Source organism: Streptomyces sp. MUSC 14 (assembly GCF_001866675.1).
Classification (GTDB): domain Bacteria; phylum Actinomycetota; class Actinomycetes; order Streptomycetales; family Streptomycetaceae; genus Streptomyces.
On record NZ_MLYN01000051.1, the window covers coordinates 1 to 17769 of the forward strand.

General features: G+C 71.7%; 18 protein-coding genes. 4 read left to right on the forward strand and 14 right to left on the reverse strand.

Annotated elements, in window-relative coordinates; translation table 11 throughout:
* The first annotated feature begins 54 nt into the window (after positions 1-54).
* Positions 55-1242 carry a TDT family transporter gene (locus BIV25_RS30770; RefSeq protein WP_071375744.1) on the forward strand — a complete coding sequence of 396 codons (1188 nt, stop codon included), beginning with the start codon at positions 55-57 and terminating at the stop codon, positions 1240-1242.
* Here BIV25_RS30770 and BIV25_RS30775 read toward each other — a convergent pair.
* From BIV25_RS30775 to BIV25_RS30790, 4 genes are all read right to left on the reverse strand, one after another.
* Positions 1154-1876 carry a helical backbone metal receptor gene (locus BIV25_RS30775; RefSeq protein WP_071375745.1) on the reverse strand — a complete coding sequence of 241 codons (723 nt, stop codon included), beginning with the start codon at positions 1874-1876 and terminating at the stop codon, positions 1154-1156. The two genes, BIV25_RS30770 and BIV25_RS30775, sit on opposite strands and share 89 nt — an antisense overlap.
* Positions 1873-2445 carry a helix-turn-helix domain-containing protein gene (locus BIV25_RS30780; protein ID WP_071375746.1) on the reverse strand — a complete coding sequence of 191 codons (573 nt, stop codon included), beginning with the start codon at positions 2443-2445 and terminating at the stop codon, positions 1873-1875. Before BIV25_RS30780 ends, BIV25_RS30775 begins: the two co-directional genes overlap by 4 nt.
* Positions 2446-2816: 371 nt before the next feature.
* Positions 2817-4634 (reverse strand): ABC transporter permease/substrate binding protein, encoded by a 1818-nt coding sequence (locus BIV25_RS30785; RefSeq protein WP_071375747.1) that lies wholly within the window; start codon positions 4632-4634, stop codon positions 2817-2819.
* Positions 4627-5715, reverse strand: coding sequence for a glycine betaine/L-proline ABC transporter ATP-binding protein (locus BIV25_RS30790; RefSeq protein WP_071375748.1), 1089 nt, complete (start codon positions 5713-5715; stop codon positions 4627-4629). The genes BIV25_RS30785 and BIV25_RS30790 overlap by 8 nt, the downstream gene beginning before the upstream one ends.
* Before the next feature lie 149 nt (positions 5716-5864).
* On the opposite strand from BIV25_RS30790, the gene BIV25_RS30795 reads away from it, so the two are divergent.
* Both BIV25_RS30795 and BIV25_RS30800 read left to right on the forward strand, forming a co-directional pair.
* A complete protein-coding gene (locus tag BIV25_RS30795; RefSeq protein WP_071375911.1) occupies positions 5865-6785 on the forward strand; it encodes a 5'-3' exonuclease in 921 nt (306 codons plus the stop codon).
* A 113-nt stretch (positions 6786-6898) separates the two neighbouring features.
* Entirely contained in the window at positions 6899-7747 is an 849-nt protein-coding gene (locus BIV25_RS30800; RefSeq protein ID WP_071375749.1) for a siderophore-interacting protein, read from the forward strand.
* A gap of 163 nt (positions 7748-7910) precedes the next feature.
* Here the strand turns inward: BIV25_RS30800 and BIV25_RS30805 are convergent, their stop codons facing one another.
* The 5 genes from BIV25_RS30805 to BIV25_RS30825 all read right to left on the reverse strand — a co-directional run bounded on the left by BIV25_RS30805 (position 7911) and on the right by BIV25_RS30825 (position 11787).
* Positions 7911-8849, reverse strand: a complete 939-nt coding sequence (locus BIV25_RS30805) for a 5'-nucleotidase (protein WP_071375912.1) — start codon at positions 8847-8849, stop codon at positions 7911-7913.
* 37 nt (positions 8850-8886) lie between these two features.
* Positions 8887-9663, reverse strand: a complete 777-nt coding sequence (locus BIV25_RS30810) for an ABC transporter permease (RefSeq protein WP_071375750.1) — start codon at positions 9661-9663, stop codon at positions 8887-8889.
* Positions 9660-10676: an ATP-binding cassette domain-containing protein gene (locus BIV25_RS30815; RefSeq protein WP_071375751.1), complete on the reverse strand. Its 1017-nt coding sequence runs from the start codon at positions 10674-10676 to the stop codon at positions 9660-9662. Before BIV25_RS30815 ends, BIV25_RS30810 begins: the two co-directional genes overlap by 4 nt.
* A 179-nt stretch (positions 10677-10855) precedes the next feature.
* Positions 10856-11476 carry a PadR family transcriptional regulator gene (locus tag BIV25_RS30820; RefSeq protein ID WP_071375752.1) on the reverse strand — a complete coding sequence of 207 codons (621 nt, stop codon included), beginning with the start codon at positions 11474-11476 and terminating at the stop codon, positions 10856-10858.
* 68 nt (positions 11477-11544) lie between these two features.
* A complete protein-coding gene (locus tag BIV25_RS30825; RefSeq protein ID WP_071375753.1) occupies positions 11545-11787 on the reverse strand; it encodes a hypothetical protein in 243 nt (80 codons plus the stop codon).
* Between the two features lie 138 nt (positions 11788-11925).
* Here BIV25_RS30825 and BIV25_RS30830 point away from each other — a divergent pair, with 138 nt between their 5' ends.
* Positions 11926-12861: a pseudouridine synthase gene (locus BIV25_RS30830; protein ID WP_071375754.1), complete on the forward strand. Its 936-nt coding sequence runs from the start codon at positions 11926-11928 to the stop codon at positions 12859-12861.
* Positions 12862-12866: 5 nt separating this feature from the next.
* Here BIV25_RS30830 and BIV25_RS30835 read toward each other — a convergent pair whose 3' ends face one another.
* The 5 genes from BIV25_RS30835 to BIV25_RS30855 all read right to left on the reverse strand — a co-directional run bounded on the left by BIV25_RS30835 (position 12867) and on the right by BIV25_RS30855 (position 17516).
* Entirely contained in the window at positions 12867-14360 is a 1494-nt protein-coding gene (locus BIV25_RS30835; RefSeq protein ID WP_071375755.1) for a cytochrome P450, read from the reverse strand.
* Between the two features lie 67 nt (positions 14361-14427).
* Complete coding sequence (locus BIV25_RS30840) at positions 14428-15048, reverse strand: ATP/GTP-binding protein (RefSeq protein ID WP_071375756.1); 621 nt, start codon at positions 15046-15048, stop codon at positions 14428-14430.
* Positions 15029-15451: a DUF742 domain-containing protein gene (locus tag BIV25_RS30845; RefSeq protein WP_071375757.1), complete on the reverse strand. Its 423-nt coding sequence runs from the start codon at positions 15449-15451 to the stop codon at positions 15029-15031. Before BIV25_RS30845 ends, BIV25_RS30840 begins: the two co-directional genes overlap by 20 nt.
* Complete coding sequence (locus BIV25_RS30850; RefSeq protein ID WP_071375758.1) at positions 15448-15852, reverse strand: roadblock/LC7 domain-containing protein; 405 nt, start codon at positions 15850-15852, stop codon at positions 15448-15450. Before BIV25_RS30850 ends, BIV25_RS30845 begins: the two co-directional genes overlap by 4 nt.
* Complete coding sequence (locus BIV25_RS30855; RefSeq protein ID WP_177235478.1) at positions 15849-17516, reverse strand: sensor histidine kinase KdpD; 1668 nt, start codon at positions 17514-17516, stop codon at positions 15849-15851. Before BIV25_RS30855 ends, BIV25_RS30850 begins: the two co-directional genes overlap by 4 nt.
* Positions 17517-17769 lie beyond the last annotated feature (253 nt).

The window sequence follows — 17769 nt, forward strand, 5'->3', positions numbered from 1 at the left end:
CCATAAGACACCTCGCTCATAAGACCAGCTTATGCCCTCATAGAGAGGAACTCCCTGGTCAGGGGCGGATCCCAGCGGGACGGTGGAGTCACTCCCGCGCCCGCCCCCGCCGTCCTACCCGACGCCCGTCTCCGGCACCTCGGTCCGAACTGGTACGCCGCCGTCATGGGCACCGCCATCGTCGGCTCGGCCGGCGTCGCGCTGCCCGGGCACGGGGCGGTGCGCAGCGGTGTGCTCGCGGGCGTCTGGGTGCTGTCCCTGCTCGCGCTGACGGCCCTGCTGGCGGCCCGCGCCGTGCACTGGACCCGCCACCGCGACCAGGCCCGGGCGCATCTGCTCGACCCGGGCATGGCGCCTTTCTACGGCTGCCTGTCCATGGGGCTGCTGGCCGTCGGCGGCGGCGCCCTGACCGCCGGACAGCCGCTGATCGGCACACGGACGGCGGTGGCACTGGACACCGTGCTGTTCACGGCCGGTACGGCGGTCGGGCTCGTGGCCGCCGTGGCCGTGCCGTACCTCATGGCCGTACGTCATCGCGTCGAGCCCGCGCGGGCGACCCCGGTGTGGCTGCTGCCGCTGGTCGCGCCGATGGTGTCGGCCGCGCTCGGTCCGCTGCTCGTGCCGCACCTGCCGCCGGGGCAGCCCCGGGAGACCCTGCTGCTGGCCTGCTTCGCGATGTTCGGGCTGAGCCTGTTCGCGACGCTGGTGATGCTGCCGCTCGTCTTCGCCCGGGTGATCGGCCCGGACCCGCTGCCGCTCGCGCTGACCCCGACCCTGTTCCTGGTCCTCGGCCCGCTCGGGCAGTCCACGACAGCGGTCGGCAAGATCGCGGACGCGGCTCCCGGCGTCGTACCGGCCCCGTACGACCGCGGTCTCGACGTCCTCTCCGTGCTCTACGGGGTGCCCGTGATGGGCTTCGCGCTGCTGTGGCTGGCGCTCTCGGTCGCGCATGTGGTGCGGGCCCGGCGCCGGGGCATGGGATTCGCGATGACCTGGTGGGCGTTCACGTTCCCGGTGGGCACCTGTGTCACCGGCGCCGCGGTGCTCGACCGGCACACGGGCCTCGCGTTCTACGACGCCCTGGCCGTGTGCCTGTACGCCGTCCTGGTCACCGCGTGGCTGGCGGCCGCCGCCGGGACCGTACGCGGCCTGCTCAGCGGCCGGTTGCTCGCAGCGCCTCGCCCAGCACCCGTGGCGCTTCGGCCAGCGACGGGCCGTACCACGTCAGGTGCCGTCCGCTGACCAGGGCGCAGGGCAGGCCGGGGAAGGCCTCCGGGCCGTCGTCGGCGGTGAAGCGGTAGGGCTCGTCGGGCAGCACCACCAGGTCGGGGACCGCCGCGCGCAACTCCGCCGGCGGGACACGGGGATAGCGGTCCGGGTGGCCGGCGTGGACGTGGTCCACGCCGAGCCGGGCCAGGACGTCGCCCGCGAACGTGTCCCGGCCGAGGACCATCCAGGGCCGGCGCCAGACCGGTACGACGGCGGTCCGGCGCTCGGCCGGCTCCGGCAGCGCGCTCCAGGCCGCCTCCGCCCGCGCCAGCCAGCGCGGGCGGCTCGGCGCACCGCACGCGGCGAGCACCCGGGCCAGCTCCGTGAAGGCCTGCGGCACCGCGCGCACCTCGGTGACCAGCACGTCCAGGCCGGCCGCGCGCAGGGCGTCGAGGTCGGGGGCGCGGTTCTCCTCCTCGTTGGCGATCACCAGGTCGGGGGCGAGGGCGAGGATCCGGTCGAGGCGGGGGTTCTTCGTACCGCCGATCCGGGTGACGGCCAGGCCGGGCGGCCGGACGCACCAGTCGGTGGCGCCGACGAGGACGCCGGGCAGGGTCGCGGCGACCGCTTCGGTGAGGGACGGGACGAGGGAGACGACCCTCGTCAACGGGGCCGGTCCTGCATGGCCTCGATGTGTTCCGCCACCGCCACCACGATCACCCGGGTGTCCGGCACCGTCGCCCGCCAGCGGTGCCGTACCCCACCGGTCAGGTAGAGGGTGTCGCCGCGGCCGAGGCGGTACGCGCGGCCCTCGGCCTCGATCTCCACCGCGCCGTCGGCGACGTACATCAGCTCGTCGTTGCGGTGCTGGAACTCGCGGCCCGCCTCGTGGTCGCCGGTGATCTCGGAGGCGTGCAGCTGGTGGTGGCCGCGGACCAGGGCGCGGGTACGGGGCTCGAAGTCGCCCTCGGCGGCCGGCTCGGCGCGCACGACGTCCACGCTGGCGGCGGGGTCGGCGGCGGCGAGGAGTTCGACGGCGGTGGTGCGCAGGGCGTCGGCCAGCTTCTCCAGGGAGGTGCGGCTCGGGCGGGCCCGGTCGTTCTCGACCTGGCTGAGGAAGGGTACGGACAGGCCGCTGCGCTCGGCCACGGCGGCGAGGGTCAGCTCCAGCGCGCGGCGGCGTCGCCGGACGGCCGCGCCCACCCGCACGGGCTGTTGCTCTTTGTGGTCGCCCATCGCTCCGGCTCCCTCCCTCGCTCGTCGTGCCGCGGACTCTCCTGATGACTTCTCTGCACCCTACGCATGTTCGGCAAACCGTTTCACGCGCCTGCCACATCCCTGTCCGGTCCGCGCACCCCGCCCTTACGGTTCACGCCAGTTCGTCGGGTTCTCCGGGCCGGTCGCGGGGGCGCCCCGGCCGGTGGTGAATATGCCGACGAGCTGGGTCGGGAGCGCCGGCCCGTACCCACGGCCATCACGTTCCGTGATTGGCCGGATCCTTCTCGTGCCCGCGGGCCCTCGCGCACACGCGAGGGGCGGGGCCTGCCGGACGCGCGACGGCGTACGGCGGGCCCCGCCCCTCGGGTGTGCGGTCCGGACCGGTCAGGTCACCCGGCCGCCCGGCTCCCGGACCCCTGCCCGGCGACCGGGGCCCACTTGTCGACCAGGCCAGGGTGGGCGCGCAGCCAGGAGCGCACGGCGTCCTGCTCCTTGCCCTTGCCGGCCTGCTGGATCTGCGACTCCAGGCTCGTGAGCTGCTGCTCGGTCATCGAGAAGTCCTTCAGCCACTTCCCGACCTCGGGGTTGTCCCGGGTGAAGCCCTTGCGGGTCAGGGTGTGCACGCCGTCGCCCTTGCCCCAGGCGCCCTGCGGGTCCTTCAGCTTCTTCAGGTCGTAGTCGCTGTAGGCCCAGTGCGGGGACCACAGGGTGACGACGACCGGCTGCTTCCTGGCATAGGCGCGCTTCAGCTCGGCGAGCATGGCCGGGGTGGAGCCGTCGATCACCTGGTAGGTGCCGTCGAGGCCGTATGCCTTGAGAACCTTGCTCTTGAGCAGGCTCATCTCGCCCGCGCTGGGCTCGATCCCGACGATCTTCCCGCCGAACTCGGAAGCGTGGACCTTGAGGTCCGCGAGGGAGTTCACGTCCTTCACGTACGAGGGGACGGTCAGCTCCAGGGAGGTGGGGCCGAACCAGGAGCCGAGGTCGTCGAGCTGCTTGCCGTACTTCTTCCAGTACTCGGCGTGCGTGGTGGGCAGCCAGGAGTCGGTCTCGAAGTCGAGCTGGCCGGTGGCGAGGCCGGTGTAGAGGGGACCGGCGGCGTACTGGGTGGTGGTGACCTTGAAGCCGCGTTCCTCCAGGATCTCCTTCCAGAGGAACGTGGAGGCGACGCCCTCGTCCCAGGGGATGTAGCCGATCGTGATCCGCTTGCCCTTGCCCACGTTCGTGCCGGAGGCCTGCGAGGAGGCACCGGAGGAGGTGCCGAAGACCCCGAGGCCGCCCGCGACGAGAGCGAGGACGACCACGCCGGCGACGGCGACGACCGGGCGCGGACGGTACGACCACGCGCGCGTGGGGGCCTTGGCGAGTGCCCTGCGGCCCTGCGGGGAGAGCTGGGTACCGAGGGCGCCGGTGATCCGGTCGAGGTAGATGGCGAGGACGACGATGCCGACGCCCGCCTCGAAGCCGTAACCGATGTCGAGCTGGCCGATGGCCTCGTTGACGGCACCGCCGAGGCCGCCGGTGCCGACCATGCCCGCGATGACGACCATGGACAGGCCCAGCATGATCACCTGGTTGACGCCGGCCATGATGGTCGGCAGGGCGAGCGGCAGCTGGACGCGGAACAGGATGTCGCGCGGGGTGGTGCCGAACGCCTCGGCGGCTTCGACCAGGTCGGCGTCGACCTGGCGGATGCCCAGCTCGGTCATGCGGACGCCGGGCGCGAGCGCGAAGATCAGGGTGGCGACGACACCGGCGGCGGTGCCGAGGCCGAAGAAGAGCATGGCCGGGATCAGCAGGACCATCGACGGCATCGTCTGGAGCAGGTCCAGGACCGGCCGCAGGGCCGAGCTGACCGCCTTGGAGCGGGCCGCCCAGATGCCCAGCGGGACGGAGATCACGAGCGCGAGCACGGTCGCCACGAGGACCAGGGCGAGCGTCGACATGGCCTGGTCCCACAGCTGGAGCGAGTCGACCAGCGCGAATCCGGCGAAGGCGACGACACCGGCGACGAGGCCGCGCAGCCACCAGGCGAGGACGGCGAGGATGCCGGCCATGAGCAGTGGCTGGGGTGCGCCGAGGACGGCGTCGATGCCGTTGTACATGCCCTCCATGACGGCCTTGACGGCGTCGAAGAGCCAGGAGAGGTGGTCGACCAGCCAGTTGACGCCGGAGTCGACCCAGTCGCCGAGGTGGATCCTAGGCACGGCCGATCACCTTCTTCGCGTCCTTGCCGCCCTCGTTCCCGCAGGGCGTCGGCTCGGCGTCCTCGTCGCCGAGGAAGCCGACCAGACGCTGCCGGGGCACGACGCCGACGAGGGCGCGGTCCGTGCCGAGGACGGCGACCGCGTGCGGCACGCGCGCGCTGATGGCGCACAGCTCGGTGAACGGCGTGTCGGGGGTGGCCGTCTCGCAGGCGCAGTCGGCCTCGTCGCCGCGCAGGTGGGTGTCCATGACCGCGGCCGCGGTCAGCACGCGGGAGCGGTCGACGTCCTGGATGAAGGAGGCGACGTAGTCGTTCGCGGGGCGCAGCAGGATGTCCTCGGCGGTGCCGGTCTGCACGATCCGGCCGTCGCGCATCACGGCGATGCGGTCGCCGAGGCGCATGGCCTCGTTGAGGTCGTGGGTGATGAAGACGATGGTCTTCTTCAGGGTCTTCTGCAGTTCGAGGAGCTGGTCCTGCATGTCACGGCGGATCAGCGGATCCAGGGCGCTGAAGGACTCGTCCATGAGCAGCAGGTCGGCGTCGGTGGCGAGGGCGCGGGCGAGGCCGACGCGCTGCTGCATGCCGCCGGACAGTTCGTCGGGCCAGGACTTCTCCCAGCCGGCCAGGCCGCACAGGGCGAGCGCCTCGTCGGCGCGGCGCTCGCGCTCGGCGCGGGGCACGCCCTGCACTTCCAGGCCGTAGGCGGCGTTGTCGCGGACGCTGCGGTGCGGGAAGAGCGCGAAGTGCTGGAAGACCATGCTGATCTTCCTGGAGCGGACCTCGCGCAGGGCGCGGTCGGTGAGCGCGGTCAGGTCCTGGCCGTCGTAGCGCACACTGCCCGCGGTCGGCTCCAGCAGCCCGTTGAGCATGCGCAGCAGGGTGGACTTGCCGGAGCCCGAAAGGCCCATGACGACGAAGATCTCGCCCTCGCCGACGCTGAAGGACGCGTCGATCACGGCGGCGGTGGTGCCGTCGCCGCGCAGTTCCTCACGGTCGGCACCCTGTCGCAGGCGCTCCACCGCCTCGTCCGGTCGTCTGCCGAACACCTTGAACAGATGCTCCGCCTCAAGCCTGGCTGACACGCGTACCTCTCGAATCGGGGACAGAACAGAAGCCGCGCCTCCCCGGTAAGGAGATGGTCAAACTTTTAAGTGGGCCACCTCACATGATCGCGGTCTTCGCTGGTGTGCGGTTCGGCGTGACTGTCAGTGGGGTGCGGCATGATGCGAACGTGACCGGACGACTCATGCTGCTCGACACCGCATCGCTCTATTTCCGTGCCTATTTCGGCGTCCCGGACTCCGTGAAGGCCCCAGACGGCACGCCGGTGAACGCCGTGCGCGGGCTGCTCGACTTCATCGACCGGCTGGTCAAGGACCACCGGCCGGATCAGCTCGTGGCCTGCATGGACGCCGACTGGCGCCCGCAGTGGCGGGTGGACCTGATCCCGACGTACAAGGCACACCGGGTCGCCGAGGAGCGCGAGGCGGGCCCGGACGCGGAGGAGGTGCCGGACACCCTGGCCCCGCAGGTGCCGGTCATCGAGGACGTCCTGGACGCGATCGGGATCGCCCGGGTCGGCGTCGCGCGGTACGAGGCGGACGACGTGATCGGCACGTTCACCGCGCGCGCCGCGGGCCCGGTGGACATCGTCACCGGCGACCGCGATCTGTACCAGCTGGTGGACGACGCCCGCGGCATCCGGGTGCTGTACCCGCTGAAGGGCGTGGGCACGCTCCAGCTGACCGACGAGGCGGTGCTGCGCGAGAAGTACGGCGTCGACGGGCGGGGGTACGCGGACCTGGCGCTGCTGCGCGGCGACCCGAGCGACGGTCTGCCCGGCGTGGCGGGCATCGGCGAGAAGACGGCCGCCAAGCTGCTCGCCGAGTTCGGCGACCTGGACGCGCTCATGGCGGCGCTGGACGACCCGCGGGCGAAGCTCACGCCGTCGCAGCGCAAGCGGCTCGACGAGGCCCGGCCGTACGTCGCGGTCGCGCCGAAGGTCGTGCGGGTGGCCGCCGACGTGCCGCTGCCCGACGTCGACCCGGCGCTGCCGCACGCCCCGCGCGACCCGCAGGCGCTGGAGCGGCTGGCCGAGCGGTGGGGGCTCGGCGGTTCCCTCCAGCGGCTGCTGACGACGCTGGCCCGATGACCTTGACCGGGATTTTCCGGCAAAGGGCGCTCGGTGCGCCCACGGACACGAGGCGTTCTCAAGGAGCGAGATGCTAACTTAGGTAAACCTAACCAATTCGCAGGAGGTCCGTGATGGCAGAGCGCCCGGGACGTAAACCGCGCAAGGCCCGCACCGCCCAGGTGGTGCGCACCGAACGGCTGACTCCGCACATGCAGCGTGTGGTGCTCGGCGGCGAGGGTCTCGCCGACTTCGCGGCGGACACCTGCACCGATCACTATGTGAAGCTGCTGTTCGGCCCCGCGGGCGTGACCTACCCGGAGCCGTTCGACCTGGAGCGGATCCGCGAGGAGTTCCCCCGGGAGCAGTGGCCGGTGACCCGGACCTACACCGTGCGGGCCTTCGACCCCGAACTGCGGGAGCTGACGCTGGACTTCGTCGTCCACGGTGACGAGGGACTGGCCGGCCCGTGGGCGACCCGTGTGCGGCCCGGCGAGACGGTCCGCTTCATGGGCCCCGGCGGCGCCTACGCCCCCGACCCGGAGGCCGACTGGCATCTGCTCGCCGGTGACGAGAGCGCGCTGCCCGCGATCTCCCGGGCGCTGGAGTCGCTGCCCGCCGGTTCCCGCGCGCATGTGTTCGTGGAGGTCTCCGGCCCCGGGGAGGAGCAGAAGATCGACTCCGACGCTGCGGTCGTCTGGCTGCACCGCGGGGACCGCCCGGTCGGCGAGGCCCTGGTGGAGGCTGTACGGGGGCTGGACTTCCCGGAGGGCCGGCTGCACGCGTTCGTGCACGGCGAGGCGGGCTTCGTGAAGGAGCTGCGCCGGCTGCTGCGGGTCGAGAAGCAGGTCCCGCGCGAGGACCTGTCGATCTCCGGCTACTGGCGCCTCGGCCACAACGAGGACGGCTGGCAGGCCTCCAAGCGCGACTGGAACGCCCGCATCGAGGCCGAGCAGGAGGGCGGCGCGGCGGCGGCCGCGTAGGGGGTGCCGTTCGGATCAGGCCGGCCATGAGGAACAGCGCCTGCTTGCCGGCCGGCCCGAGCGGGGTCATGGGGGTGTCCCCTCCGGGGGAGGGCGTGCCGGGCCCCGCGGCGCCCGAATGATCCATTCGCCACCCCCTGTGGCGCACCCGCCCCGGACAGCCTCAGAGTGCCGTCTCGTTGAGCTTGCCGAACGGGACGTGCACGCTGGGCGTGGTCCGCGACGTGCTCTCCAGGTGGGTCACCTGGTCGTCGAAGAAGATGTGCGGCCGGAGCACCTTCAGGACCGCGCCCTTCTCGATCCCGCCGAGGAAGAAGGCGTCGTTGACCCGCACACCCCACTGCTTCAGGCTCCGTACGGCCCGCTCGTGCGCCGGTGCGGCGCGGGCGGTCACGAGCGAGACGTGCACCCGGCTCGGGTAGTCCGGGTCGGTCCGGCGCCGTTCCTCCTCCCGCCGCTGTATCCGGTTGACGCCGGCCAGGAAGTCGCGCAGCGGCCCCGGATCGTGCGGGGTGGCCGCGTTGCGGGTCTCGTGCTCGCGGAACTCCTCCAACCCGCCGGACTGGTAGACCTGTTCGGCGGCGTCACCGGCGAGCACCCCGTCGAAGTCGAACGCGATCCGCAGCTCCCCGTCCGCGGGGTCGTCCGCGTACGACGATCCGAGCACATGCCCGGCCGGCAGTCCGGCGGCGACCGCCTCGCGCACGTCGGCGCCGTTCGCGGACAGGAACAGGGACATGTTCAGCGCGGTGACGAACGCGTACGGCGCCCTTCCCTGCATGAACACGGCCCGGCTGATGGGCAGTTCATGGGTCTGGATGGAGCGCATGACCCGCAGGCCGGTGTCGGGGTCGTTACGGGAGAGGATGATGACCTCGACGAGCGGATCGCCCGGCTCGCCGAGGTCGTTGAGCGACAGCAGCCGGCGGATGAACGCGAACGCGACACCGGGCCGCAGCGTGTCGTCCAGGTGCGCTTCCTGGTGGGCCCGGTAGGCCTCCTCGCCCTGCTCGCGGAAGACGGCGTCCGACTCCCGCAGGTCGAACAGGGCGCTGGAGGCGACACCGACGACGAGTCGGTCCGCGAGATCGTAGGGCGGCATGCCCTCCATCTTCACACCGGCCGGCCCCCGGAAACCGTCACACCGACCGCTGGTAGGAGCGGACGGTACGGATCGACAGCCACACCGCCGCGACCGCCAGGGCGAGCAGCGCGCCGCCCCGGCCGAGCACGGCACCCCAGTCGGGGTGCTCCGACATCGCCGAACGGCCCGCCACCATGGCCCAGTTGACAGGGTTGAAGTCGGCGATGTGCCGCATCCAGCCGGGCATCTGGGCCGGCGCCATGAAGGCGCTGGAGAGGAAGGTCAGCGGCAGCAGCAGGAAGGTGTTGATGCCGATGATGGACTCCCGTTCGCGCACGACCATGCCGAGCGCGTTGGACAGTGCCCCGAAGACCGTGCCGAGCAGGACGGAGGCGAGGACGAGGATCACGATGCCGCCGACGCCGCCGGGGTAGTCCGCGCCGCCGAGCAGGCCGAGCAGCACGATGACCACCGACTGGAACGCGGTGACCAGGCCGTTGTTGACGACGTTGCCGTTCATCAGCGCGGCCCGGCTGACCGGGGTGGTCAGAAAGCGGTCGAGGGTGCCGCGCTGGATCTCCTCCAGCGTGCCCATCCCCGCCCACATGCTGGCGCCGAGGGCGCTCATCACGACCACGCCCGGCACCAGGTAGTCCAGGTAGGAGGTGGTGCCGAAGCCGCCCAGCCGGACGATCTTCTTGAAGAGGCTGCCGAACAGGAACAGCCAGATCACCGGCTGGATCAGCGTGATGACCGCGTAGGCGGGCTGCCGGGCGATCACCCGCAGCTGGCGCTGGGTCATGTACCAGGTCTGGGTGACGGCGGTGCTCATCGCACACCTCCCGCGAGGCCCGCGAGCGCCGTGCCGGCCCCGGCCCCGGCCCCGGCGTAGTGGCGGCCGGCGTGCCGGAGGTACACGTCGTCCAGCGAGGGCCGGGCGACGGTGGCCGAGGCGACGCCCGCCCCGGCGCGGTCCAGCGCGGCGAGCAGGGCGGGCACCGAGGCCGCCCCGTCGTCGGCGCGCACGCTGATCCGGCGCCCCTCGCACACCACCTCGTGCACGCCGGGTACGGCCGTCAGGGCGGCGGTGAGCAGGGTGCGCCCCGCCTCGCCGACCGGCTCGCGCAGCTCCACGTGGACGGCGTCCCCGCGCAGTTCGCCCTTGAGGGAGTCCGGGGTGCCCTCGACCACGATCCGGCCGCGGTCGACGATGGCGATGCGCTCGGCGAGCCGGTCGGCCTCCTCCAGATAGTGGGTGGTGAGCAGGATCGTCAGTCCCTCCTCGCCGGCCAGCCGGCCGATCTCCTCCCACATCGCGGCGCGCGCCTCGGGGTCCAGCCCCGTGGTCGGCTCGTCGAGGAAGAGCACCTTCGGCCGGTGCACCAGCCCGAGGGCCACGTCCAGGCGGCGGCGCATGCCGCCGGAGTAGCCCTTGACGGGACGGCGGGCGGCGTCGGCGAGGGCGAAGCGCTCCAGCAGCTCCTCGACCCGGCGCTCCAGCACGCTGCCGCGCAATCCGTGGAGCCTGCCCTGGAGTTGGAGGTTCTCCCGGCCCGTCGCGACCGGGTCGGCACCGGAGTGCTGGGCGACCACGCCGATCGCGCGGCGCACCCGGTCGGGGTGGCGCAGCACGTCGTGCCCGGCGACCGCGGCGGTGCCGGAGTCGGGGCGGGCCAGGGTGGTGAGGATCTTGACGGTGGTGGACTTGCCTGCGCCGTTGGGGCCGAGCAGTCCGAAGACGGTGCCCGGTGCCACGGTGAGGTCCATGCCGCCCAGCGCGGTGACCTCACCGGGATAGGTCTTGATCAGCTGACGCGCCTCGACCGCGGGCGCACGGGTGTTCATGACGAGTGCTCTCCTGACTGAGCGGATGCGGAAGATCCGCGTGCGAGAGCGCCGGGCTATCCTGGGTGTGCCGCACCTCGATCGCCCGGAGCCGCCGCACGGCGGGTCCGTCTCGGGGTTCGAGACCCCGGCGGAGCTGCTGCAACAGCCCGTCGGGGTCGTTCTTCTCAGCTGAGTTCTCAGGTGAGTTCCGCGGGCGGCTCCCCCGTTTCGTGGAAGTGCCGCCATGCTTCGACGCCGGGCAGTGAGCCCTTCCTGATCTCCTCCAGGAAGCCGCGGACCCACTCCGCCTGCGCCAGGATCATGTGCACCTGGTACTCGGTCTCCACGAGCAAGAGCCTCGGCAGCGTCTCGTACAGCTTCTCCAGCCCGCCCCGCGCCGCCGCGGCCTGGTACTCCAGGGCCGCGAGCCGCTCCTCCAGCAGCCGCACCACCTCGTCGGGGTGCAGCGCGCCCACGAGGGACAGGGCACTCGCGAAGATCGGGTACTCCTTCGCCGGGACGGCCATGAGGTCCGACAACCACTCGGTCATCTCCTCGCGGCCGGCCTCGGTGAGTCCGTACACCGTGCGCTCAGGGCGGTTGCCCTGCCGCTCCACGTCGGTCACCTCGACGAAGCCGTGTCTTTCGAGGTTCTGCACGACCGTGTAGAGCGAGCCGTAGTTGATCTTCGTGCTGCTGTCCTTTCCCTGGCGGCGCAGGGTCTGGGCGATCTCGTACGGATGCATCGGCTTCTGCCAGAGGGTCACCAGGACGGCGAGCGCCAGCGGATTGCCGAGCTTGCGACGCTTCCCGGCCATGACACCCTCCCCGGACCCCTCGACATCGAATATCCGCATCCGAACATATCGCGTATGCGTCGCGACGGTCAATGCACACGATGTATCGCGTTCAACTCGGTCGCTCCGCAGGAGGCTTCGTCGGCGGTGGCATGGGACAGTTCGAGGCGGTGCGGTCCGGTCTCCTCGAACGCCCACCGGGACAGCGCGGTGGTGGCCCGGACCGCGACACCGCGGCCACGCGCCGCCGCCACCGTCCCGTAGGCGACCGCGGAGTCGCAGGCTCTGATGTGCCACCGGTGCACCACCGGGTCCGGGAAGGCGGCGTGCACGACGGGCGAGGGTTCCGGCGGGTACGACCGGTTGCGTGAGCCAGGGCAGGATCCGCATCCTGCCGACCCCGGCGCCCGCCGGCCCACCCCTTTTCCCGGCGCCCCGCCCGTCCGTGACCTCTCGTACCCTTGACCCCGATGAGACGCCGTACCCCGCCCCCGCCCGCCCCGCTCCCCCAGCGCGACGGGGTCGATCCCGTACGGCTCCGGCTGCCGCACGACGGAGCGTGGGCCACCGTGCGGGAGCATCTGGTGGAACGGCTCACGGGGGCCGGGCCCGGCACGGTCGAGGGCATGCTCGCCGCGGGGCTGATCGTCGGCGCCGACGGGCGGGCGGTGGCGCCGGACGCGCCGTACCGGCCCGGGATGTTCGTGTGGTTCCACCGCGAACCGCCCGCCGAGGTGCCGGTGCCGTTCCCGGTGGAGGTCGTGTACCGGGACGCGCACATCGTCGTCGCCGACAAGCCGCACTTCCTCGCCACGACGCCGCGCGGCTCGCACGTCACCGAGACCGCGCTGGCCCGGCTGCGCCGCGAGCTGGACCTCCCGACGCTGGGCGCCGCGCACCGGCTGGACCGGCTGACGGCGGGGCTGGTGCTGTTCACCGTACGGCCCGAGGAGCGCGGCGCGTACCAGAACCTGTTCCGGGACCGGCGGGTGCGCAAGGAGTACGAGGCGGTCGCGCCGTACGCCCCCGGGCTGGCCCTCCCGCGCACCGTGCGCAGCCGGATCGTGAAGGAGCGCGGGGTGCAGGCCGCCCGCGAGGTCGAGGGTGAGCCGAACGCCGAGACGTATGTGGAACTGGCCGCGCACCGCGGCGGGTTGGCCCGCTACCGACTGCTGCCGGCCACCGGCCAGACCCACCAGCTGCGCGTCCATCTGAACGCCCTCGGCATCCCCGTCCTCGGCGACCCGCTCTACCCCGAGGTGACCGCCCCGGTCCCGCCCGACGACTTCGGCCGGCCTCTCCAACTGCTCGCCCGGCGGCTGGAGTTCAGGGATCCGGTGACGGGCATGGAGCACACGTTCGTGAGCGGACGCGTGCTCGACACGCTGGTGCAGAGCGCCCCGTAGGACCCCTACTCCCCCCGCCACCACCTCAGCAACCGCTGCCAGACCCCGCGCCTGCGCACCGGCTCAGGCGCCGCGGGAACGGGTGCGGGCACAGGCGGGACGGGGCGCGGCGCGGCCGGTGGCGGCTCGGTCGCCGGCGCCGGGTCCGTGTGCAGCGTACCGACCTGCCAGCCGGAGCGCGGTGCCGAGACCGCCATCGGCCGCGGTGGCAGCCCGACGTCCTGCTGCGGCTTCGGCTCGAAGCGGATGGGCAGGGCCACCAGATGCCGGGAGGCGATGGAGGAGCGCCAGCTCAGCTCGTCCTCGGGACAGTCGAGCTGCACGTCGGGCAGCCGCATCAGCAGCGCGTCCACGCCGACGTCGGCGATGGCACGGCCGATGTCCTGGCCGGGGCACTCGTGCGGGCCGCCGCCGAAGGCGAGATGCGAGCGGTTGCCCTGCATGCTCGCGGACAGGTCGGGGCGGATCCGCGGGTCGAGGTTGCCCGGCGCGGGCGCGAAGAGCAGTCCGTCGCCCTTGCGGATGCGCTGTCCGCCCAGCTCGGTGTCCTGCTTGGCGTAGTACGCCAGGACCGTGCTGAACGGCGGCTCGTCCCACAGGGACTGCTCGATCGCCTCCGGCACGGTCATCTGGCCGCCGCTGAGCTGGGCGCGGAAGCCCGGCTCGGTCAGGACCATGCGCAGCGCGTTGGCGAGGAGGTTCGCGGTGGCCTCGTAGGCCGCGAAGAGGACGAGCCGCAGGTGTTCGCGGACCTCGTCGTCGCTGAGTCCGGCGGGGTGGGTGACGAGGTGGCTGGTGAAGTCGTCCTCGGGCCGGGCGCGGCGCCGGGCGGTGAGCCGGCTCAGCGCCTCCATGACGTAGGTGTGGCTCTGGATGGCGGTCTCGGTGCCCTTCAGGGCGTCCCGGGCGGCCTGCACCATCCGGTCGTTGTACTCCTCGGACATGCCGAGGATCTCGCACATGACGGCCATCGGCAGATGCTCGGCGAACTGGGAGACCAGGTCGGCCCGGCCGCGTTCGCAGAACCTGTTGACCAGTTCCTGGGTGTAGCGGCCGATGTGCCGGCGCAGGCTGCGGTGCTCGATGGTCTCCATGGCCGCGGTGACCGCCGCCCGCAGCCGCTGGTGCTCGTCGCCCTCGGCGTGGGAGCAGATCGGCTGCCAGGCGATGTGCGGCATGAGCGGATGGTCGGGCTTGACGGTGCCCTCCGCCAGCGGGGTCCAGATCCGGCTGTCGCGGGTGAACACGGAGGAACTGCGCACCAGATGGAGGTTCTCGGCGTGCCCGAGGACCACCCACATCGGCACGTCGTCGTGCAGCAGCGCGGGCGCCACGGAGCCGTGCTCCTCCCGCAGGCTTTCGTAGAGGTCGCCCAGTTCCTCCGCGTCGGGGCCGTAGAGGCGGTGCAGCGCACCGGGGCCGCGGCCGTGCGCGGGGCAGCCGGGAGGGGGGCCGGAAAAGGGGTCGGTGCCGGTCAGGGACGTGGGTTCAGACGTCACGGTGTCGCTCCGGAACGGAAAAAGGATGTGAGGGCCGAAAAGTGTGTGGGGGCGGTGGCCCCGCGGGTCAGGCGCGGGCGCCGGACAGCGCGATGGAGTGCAGGAAGCGCATCAGGGTCAGCAGCACGTCCTTGCTGGAGGCCCGGCGGCGTACGTCGCAATCGATGATCGGGATCTCCGGGGCCAGGTCGAGCGCGGTGCGCAGTTCCTCGACCGCGTAACGCGGCGCGTCCGGGAAGGAGTTGACGGCGATGACGAAGGGCACGCCGCGCTCCTCCAGCTGGTCCATGACGTCGAAACTGACCTCCAGGCGCCGGGTGTCGACCAGGACGACGGCGCCGAGCGCGCCTTCGAACAGGCCGTTCCACAGGAACCAGAAGCGCTCCTGGCCGGGGGTGCCGAACAGGTAGAGCACCAGCTGCTCGGTGATGCCGATGCGGCCGAAGTCCATGGCCACGGTAGTGGCCGTCTTCGTGTCGGAGCCGTAGTTGTCGTCCACGCCGATGCCGGCCTGGGTCATGGTCTCCTCGGTGGTCAGCGGCCTGATCTCGCTGACGGAACCGACCATGGTGGTCTTGCCGACGCCGAAGCCGCCCACGATCACGATCTTCACCGCCGCCTGGGTGGTGTGCGGCAGATGATCCTCGGTTCGTGGGCCGGGGATGGTGTCAGAGCCGTTGTAGTCCATGCATCACCGCTTCGAGGATGGAACGGTCGGGGAGCGCCTGTCGGACGATCGGGGCGCGCGCCTGCACCAGTTCGGCCGTGATCAGTTCGGTGATCAGTACGGTCATCGCGCTGAACGGCAGGTTCAGATAGGCCGACAGCTCGGCCACGGACAGGGGGGCGACGCACAGCCGCAACACCGCCGTGTGCTCCGGCGAGGCGCCCGGCTGAGGTGCGGAGCGCGCCACGATTAACGTCACGAGGTCGAGTTCGGCGCGTGCGCCGTCCTCGGCTTCGGCGAAGGCGTACAGCCGCTCGGGGTTCTTGGGCTCGGCCTGGCCGTCCGGCACCTCGGCGGCGGGCGGCGTCGGCCGCGGAGGAGGCGGCGGTTGCGGTCGGCGCCGTTTGCGTCGTGGAGGCGTCATACGGTCTGCCCGTTCCGCCGGGGCGGACTGGTGAGGTGGGCGCCGATCCGGACGACCAGGTCACGCATCATGCCGCTCATCCGGCCGGGTTCGCAGGTCACGTCGGCGAGTACGGCGAGGTAGGCGTTGTCGCCGGCGTTCATGAGGTAGAAGTAGCCGCCCTCGATCTCGAAGACGACGACCTGCATGTCACCGGCGCCCGGCAGCTCCTGGATGATGGCGCCCGCCAGGCTCTGCACGCCCGCGCAGGCGGCGGCCACCCGGTCGGCGGCGTCGGGGTCGCCGCCGTAGCGGGCGATGCGCAGTCCGTCGGCGGAGAGGACCACGATCATCTCGATGCCCGGCACACCGTCGTTGAGCTGCTTGAGCATCCAGTCGATGTTGCCTCGCTGCTGGATCACTTGAGGTCCCCCTCGTCATAGGCCTCGGTGGCGCCCTCGGCGGGCTCGTCGGCGTAGTCGTTGAGCAGGTGCACGTACTTTTCCGGGTGCCTCGTGAAGTCGGTCAGTTCGGGCCCGGTGGCGTCCTCGGGCATGCCCTTGCGCAGGCCGTTCCAGAAGTCCTCGATCCCCTGGCCGATCGGCCGTTCCCGGAGCTTCTTGATCTCGGGGTCCAGCTCGGGCTCCGGTTCGCGCTTGGCCTGCGACCAGACGGTCGGCCTGCCCTCACGCTCGGCGCGCTCGATCTCGGCCTGTTCGGCGTACCGCTGGCTCAGCGGGGTCTTCATCTTGCTGCGGCGCTGCGGCAGACCGCCCGCCGTCCACTCGGTGACGACCGGGACGTCGTCCTCCATGGAGATCCCGGCGGGGATCTTGGGGCTGGTCGGGCGGCGCTTCTTGGGCCGGCGCTTCGGGCCCTCCACCGCGCCGAGTTCGGGCTTGGGGATGCCGGTGGCGCCGATGCCGTGGGCGGCGCCCACGCCGGGCTCGGTCGTCGTCATGACGCGCGGAACGATGAGGATCGCCCGGACGCCGCCGTAGGCGGAGGCGCGCAGCGACACCTCCATGTCGAACATCTTGCACAGCCGGCCCACGACCGCGAGGCCGAGGCGCGGGTTCTCGCCGAGGTTGTGCGCGTCGTCGCCGTTCTTGGCGTCCTCGATCATCCGCTCGATGCGGACGCGGCCTTCCTCGCTGAGGCTGACGCCGGCGTCCTCGATCTCGATGACGACGCCGGTCTGCACCTCGGTGGCGGTGACGTGCACCTTGGTCGAGGGCGGCGAGTAGCGGGTGGCGTTGTCGAGGAGCTCCGCGGCGGCGTGGATGACCGGCTCGACGGCGGTGCCCTTGATGTTGATGTTGACGATGGAGTTCAGCTGGATACGGCGGTACTCCAGGATGCGCGACATGGCGCCGCGCAGCGTGCTGTAGAGGGAGACCGGCAGGGGCCACTGACGGCCCGGCCGGCCGCCGCCGAGGACGGAGATGGTGTCGGCGAGCCGGCCGATCAGCGAGGTGCCGTGGTCGATGCGCAGCAGGTCGTCGAAGACCTCGGCGTTGCGGCCGTGGTCCTCCTCCATCTCCCGCAGTTCCTTGGCCTGTTGGTGGACGATGGCCTGGACGCGGCGGGCGATGGTCACGAAGGAGCGCTCGGTCGCGTCACGCATCGAGATCTCGTGGTCGGCGCCGCGCAGCCCGACCCGGAACATCTCCCGGTACATCGGGGGCAGCGCCCGCAGCTCGGGGTCGGCGTCGTAGACGTTGGCCAGCACGGTGCGCAGCGGGGCGCCCGCGCGCAGGTGCAGCAGACCGGTGGGGATGACGTCCGTGGCGAACTTCTCGATCAACTGGTCCTGGGCGGCGATCCGGTGTTCCAGATACGCGGTGTGACGGGCGTGCTCGGCCTGTTCCGCGCGGAGCCTGCGGCCGCGCCGGGCGGCTTCCGCGCCCAGGGCGAGGACCAGGAGCAGGGCCAGGGCCCCGACCGCTCCGGCGACGATCCGGGCGGACTGTGGTGCCAGGGCTACCGCCGCCCCGGTCGCGGCGGCCATCAATATGGCCGGTGGCAACAGGACGCGCGCATAGGGACGTTCACGGCGACCGGGCGGCTTCTGAACACTCACCATGGATGCCTTCTGAGACGAATCGGCTGGGTGTCGGAGGTGCTTGTGGGGGGAAGGTTCATGGAACCGAAGGGATCTATCACCTGTTTGGGAACAAGCGCACGAATTACCTCAACTCGGTGCGCCGCGGGCGAGCTTAGTCCGACCGGATCATCGCCGTGTCATATTCAGCAAGCACCTGAAATCGCCCTCGCAACAGGAGTACGCTCGGCCCCATTTATACGCACGGCTGCGATTCGAACACATGCAGTAGCGA

What these genes read in the sequence shown, in the direction of transcription:
- BIV25_RS30780 (WP_071375746.1), bottom strand. Translation starts at nt 2,445, where the DNA reads ATGGGCGACCACAAAGAGCAACAGCCCGTGCGGGTGGGCGCGGCCGTC.
- BIV25_RS30800 (WP_071375749.1), top strand. Translation starts at nt 6,899, where the DNA reads ATGGCAGAGCGCCCGGGACGTAAACCGCGCAAGGCCCGCACCGCCCAG.
- BIV25_RS30805 (WP_071375912.1), bottom strand. Translation starts at nt 8,849, where the DNA reads ATGCCGCCCTACGATCTCGCGGACCGACTCGTCGTCGGTGTCGCCTCC.
- BIV25_RS30810 (WP_071375750.1), bottom strand. Translation starts at nt 9,663, where the DNA reads ATGAGCACCGCCGTCACCCAGACCTGGTACATGACCCAGCGCCAGCTG.
- BIV25_RS30815 (WP_071375751.1), bottom strand. Translation starts at nt 10,676, where the DNA reads ATGAACACCCGTGCGCCCGCGGTCGAGGCGCGTCAGCTGATCAAGACC.
- BIV25_RS30820 (WP_071375752.1), bottom strand. Translation starts at nt 11,476, where the DNA reads ATGGCCGGGAAGCGTCGCAAGCTCGGCAATCCGCTGGCGCTCGCCGTC.
- BIV25_RS30830 (WP_071375754.1), top strand. Translation starts at nt 11,926, where the DNA reads ATGAGACGCCGTACCCCGCCCCCGCCCGCCCCGCTCCCCCAGCGCGAC.
- BIV25_RS30840 (WP_071375756.1), bottom strand. Translation starts at nt 15,048, where the DNA reads ATGGACTACAACGGCTCTGACACCATCCCCGGCCCACGAACCGAGGAT.
- BIV25_RS30845 (WP_071375757.1), bottom strand. Translation starts at nt 15,451, where the DNA reads ATGACGCCTCCACGACGCAAACGGCGCCGACCGCAACCGCCGCCTCCT.
- BIV25_RS30855 (WP_177235478.1), bottom strand. Translation starts at nt 17,516, where the DNA reads ATGGTGAGTGTTCAGAAGCCGCCCGGTCGCCGTGAACGTCCCTATGCG.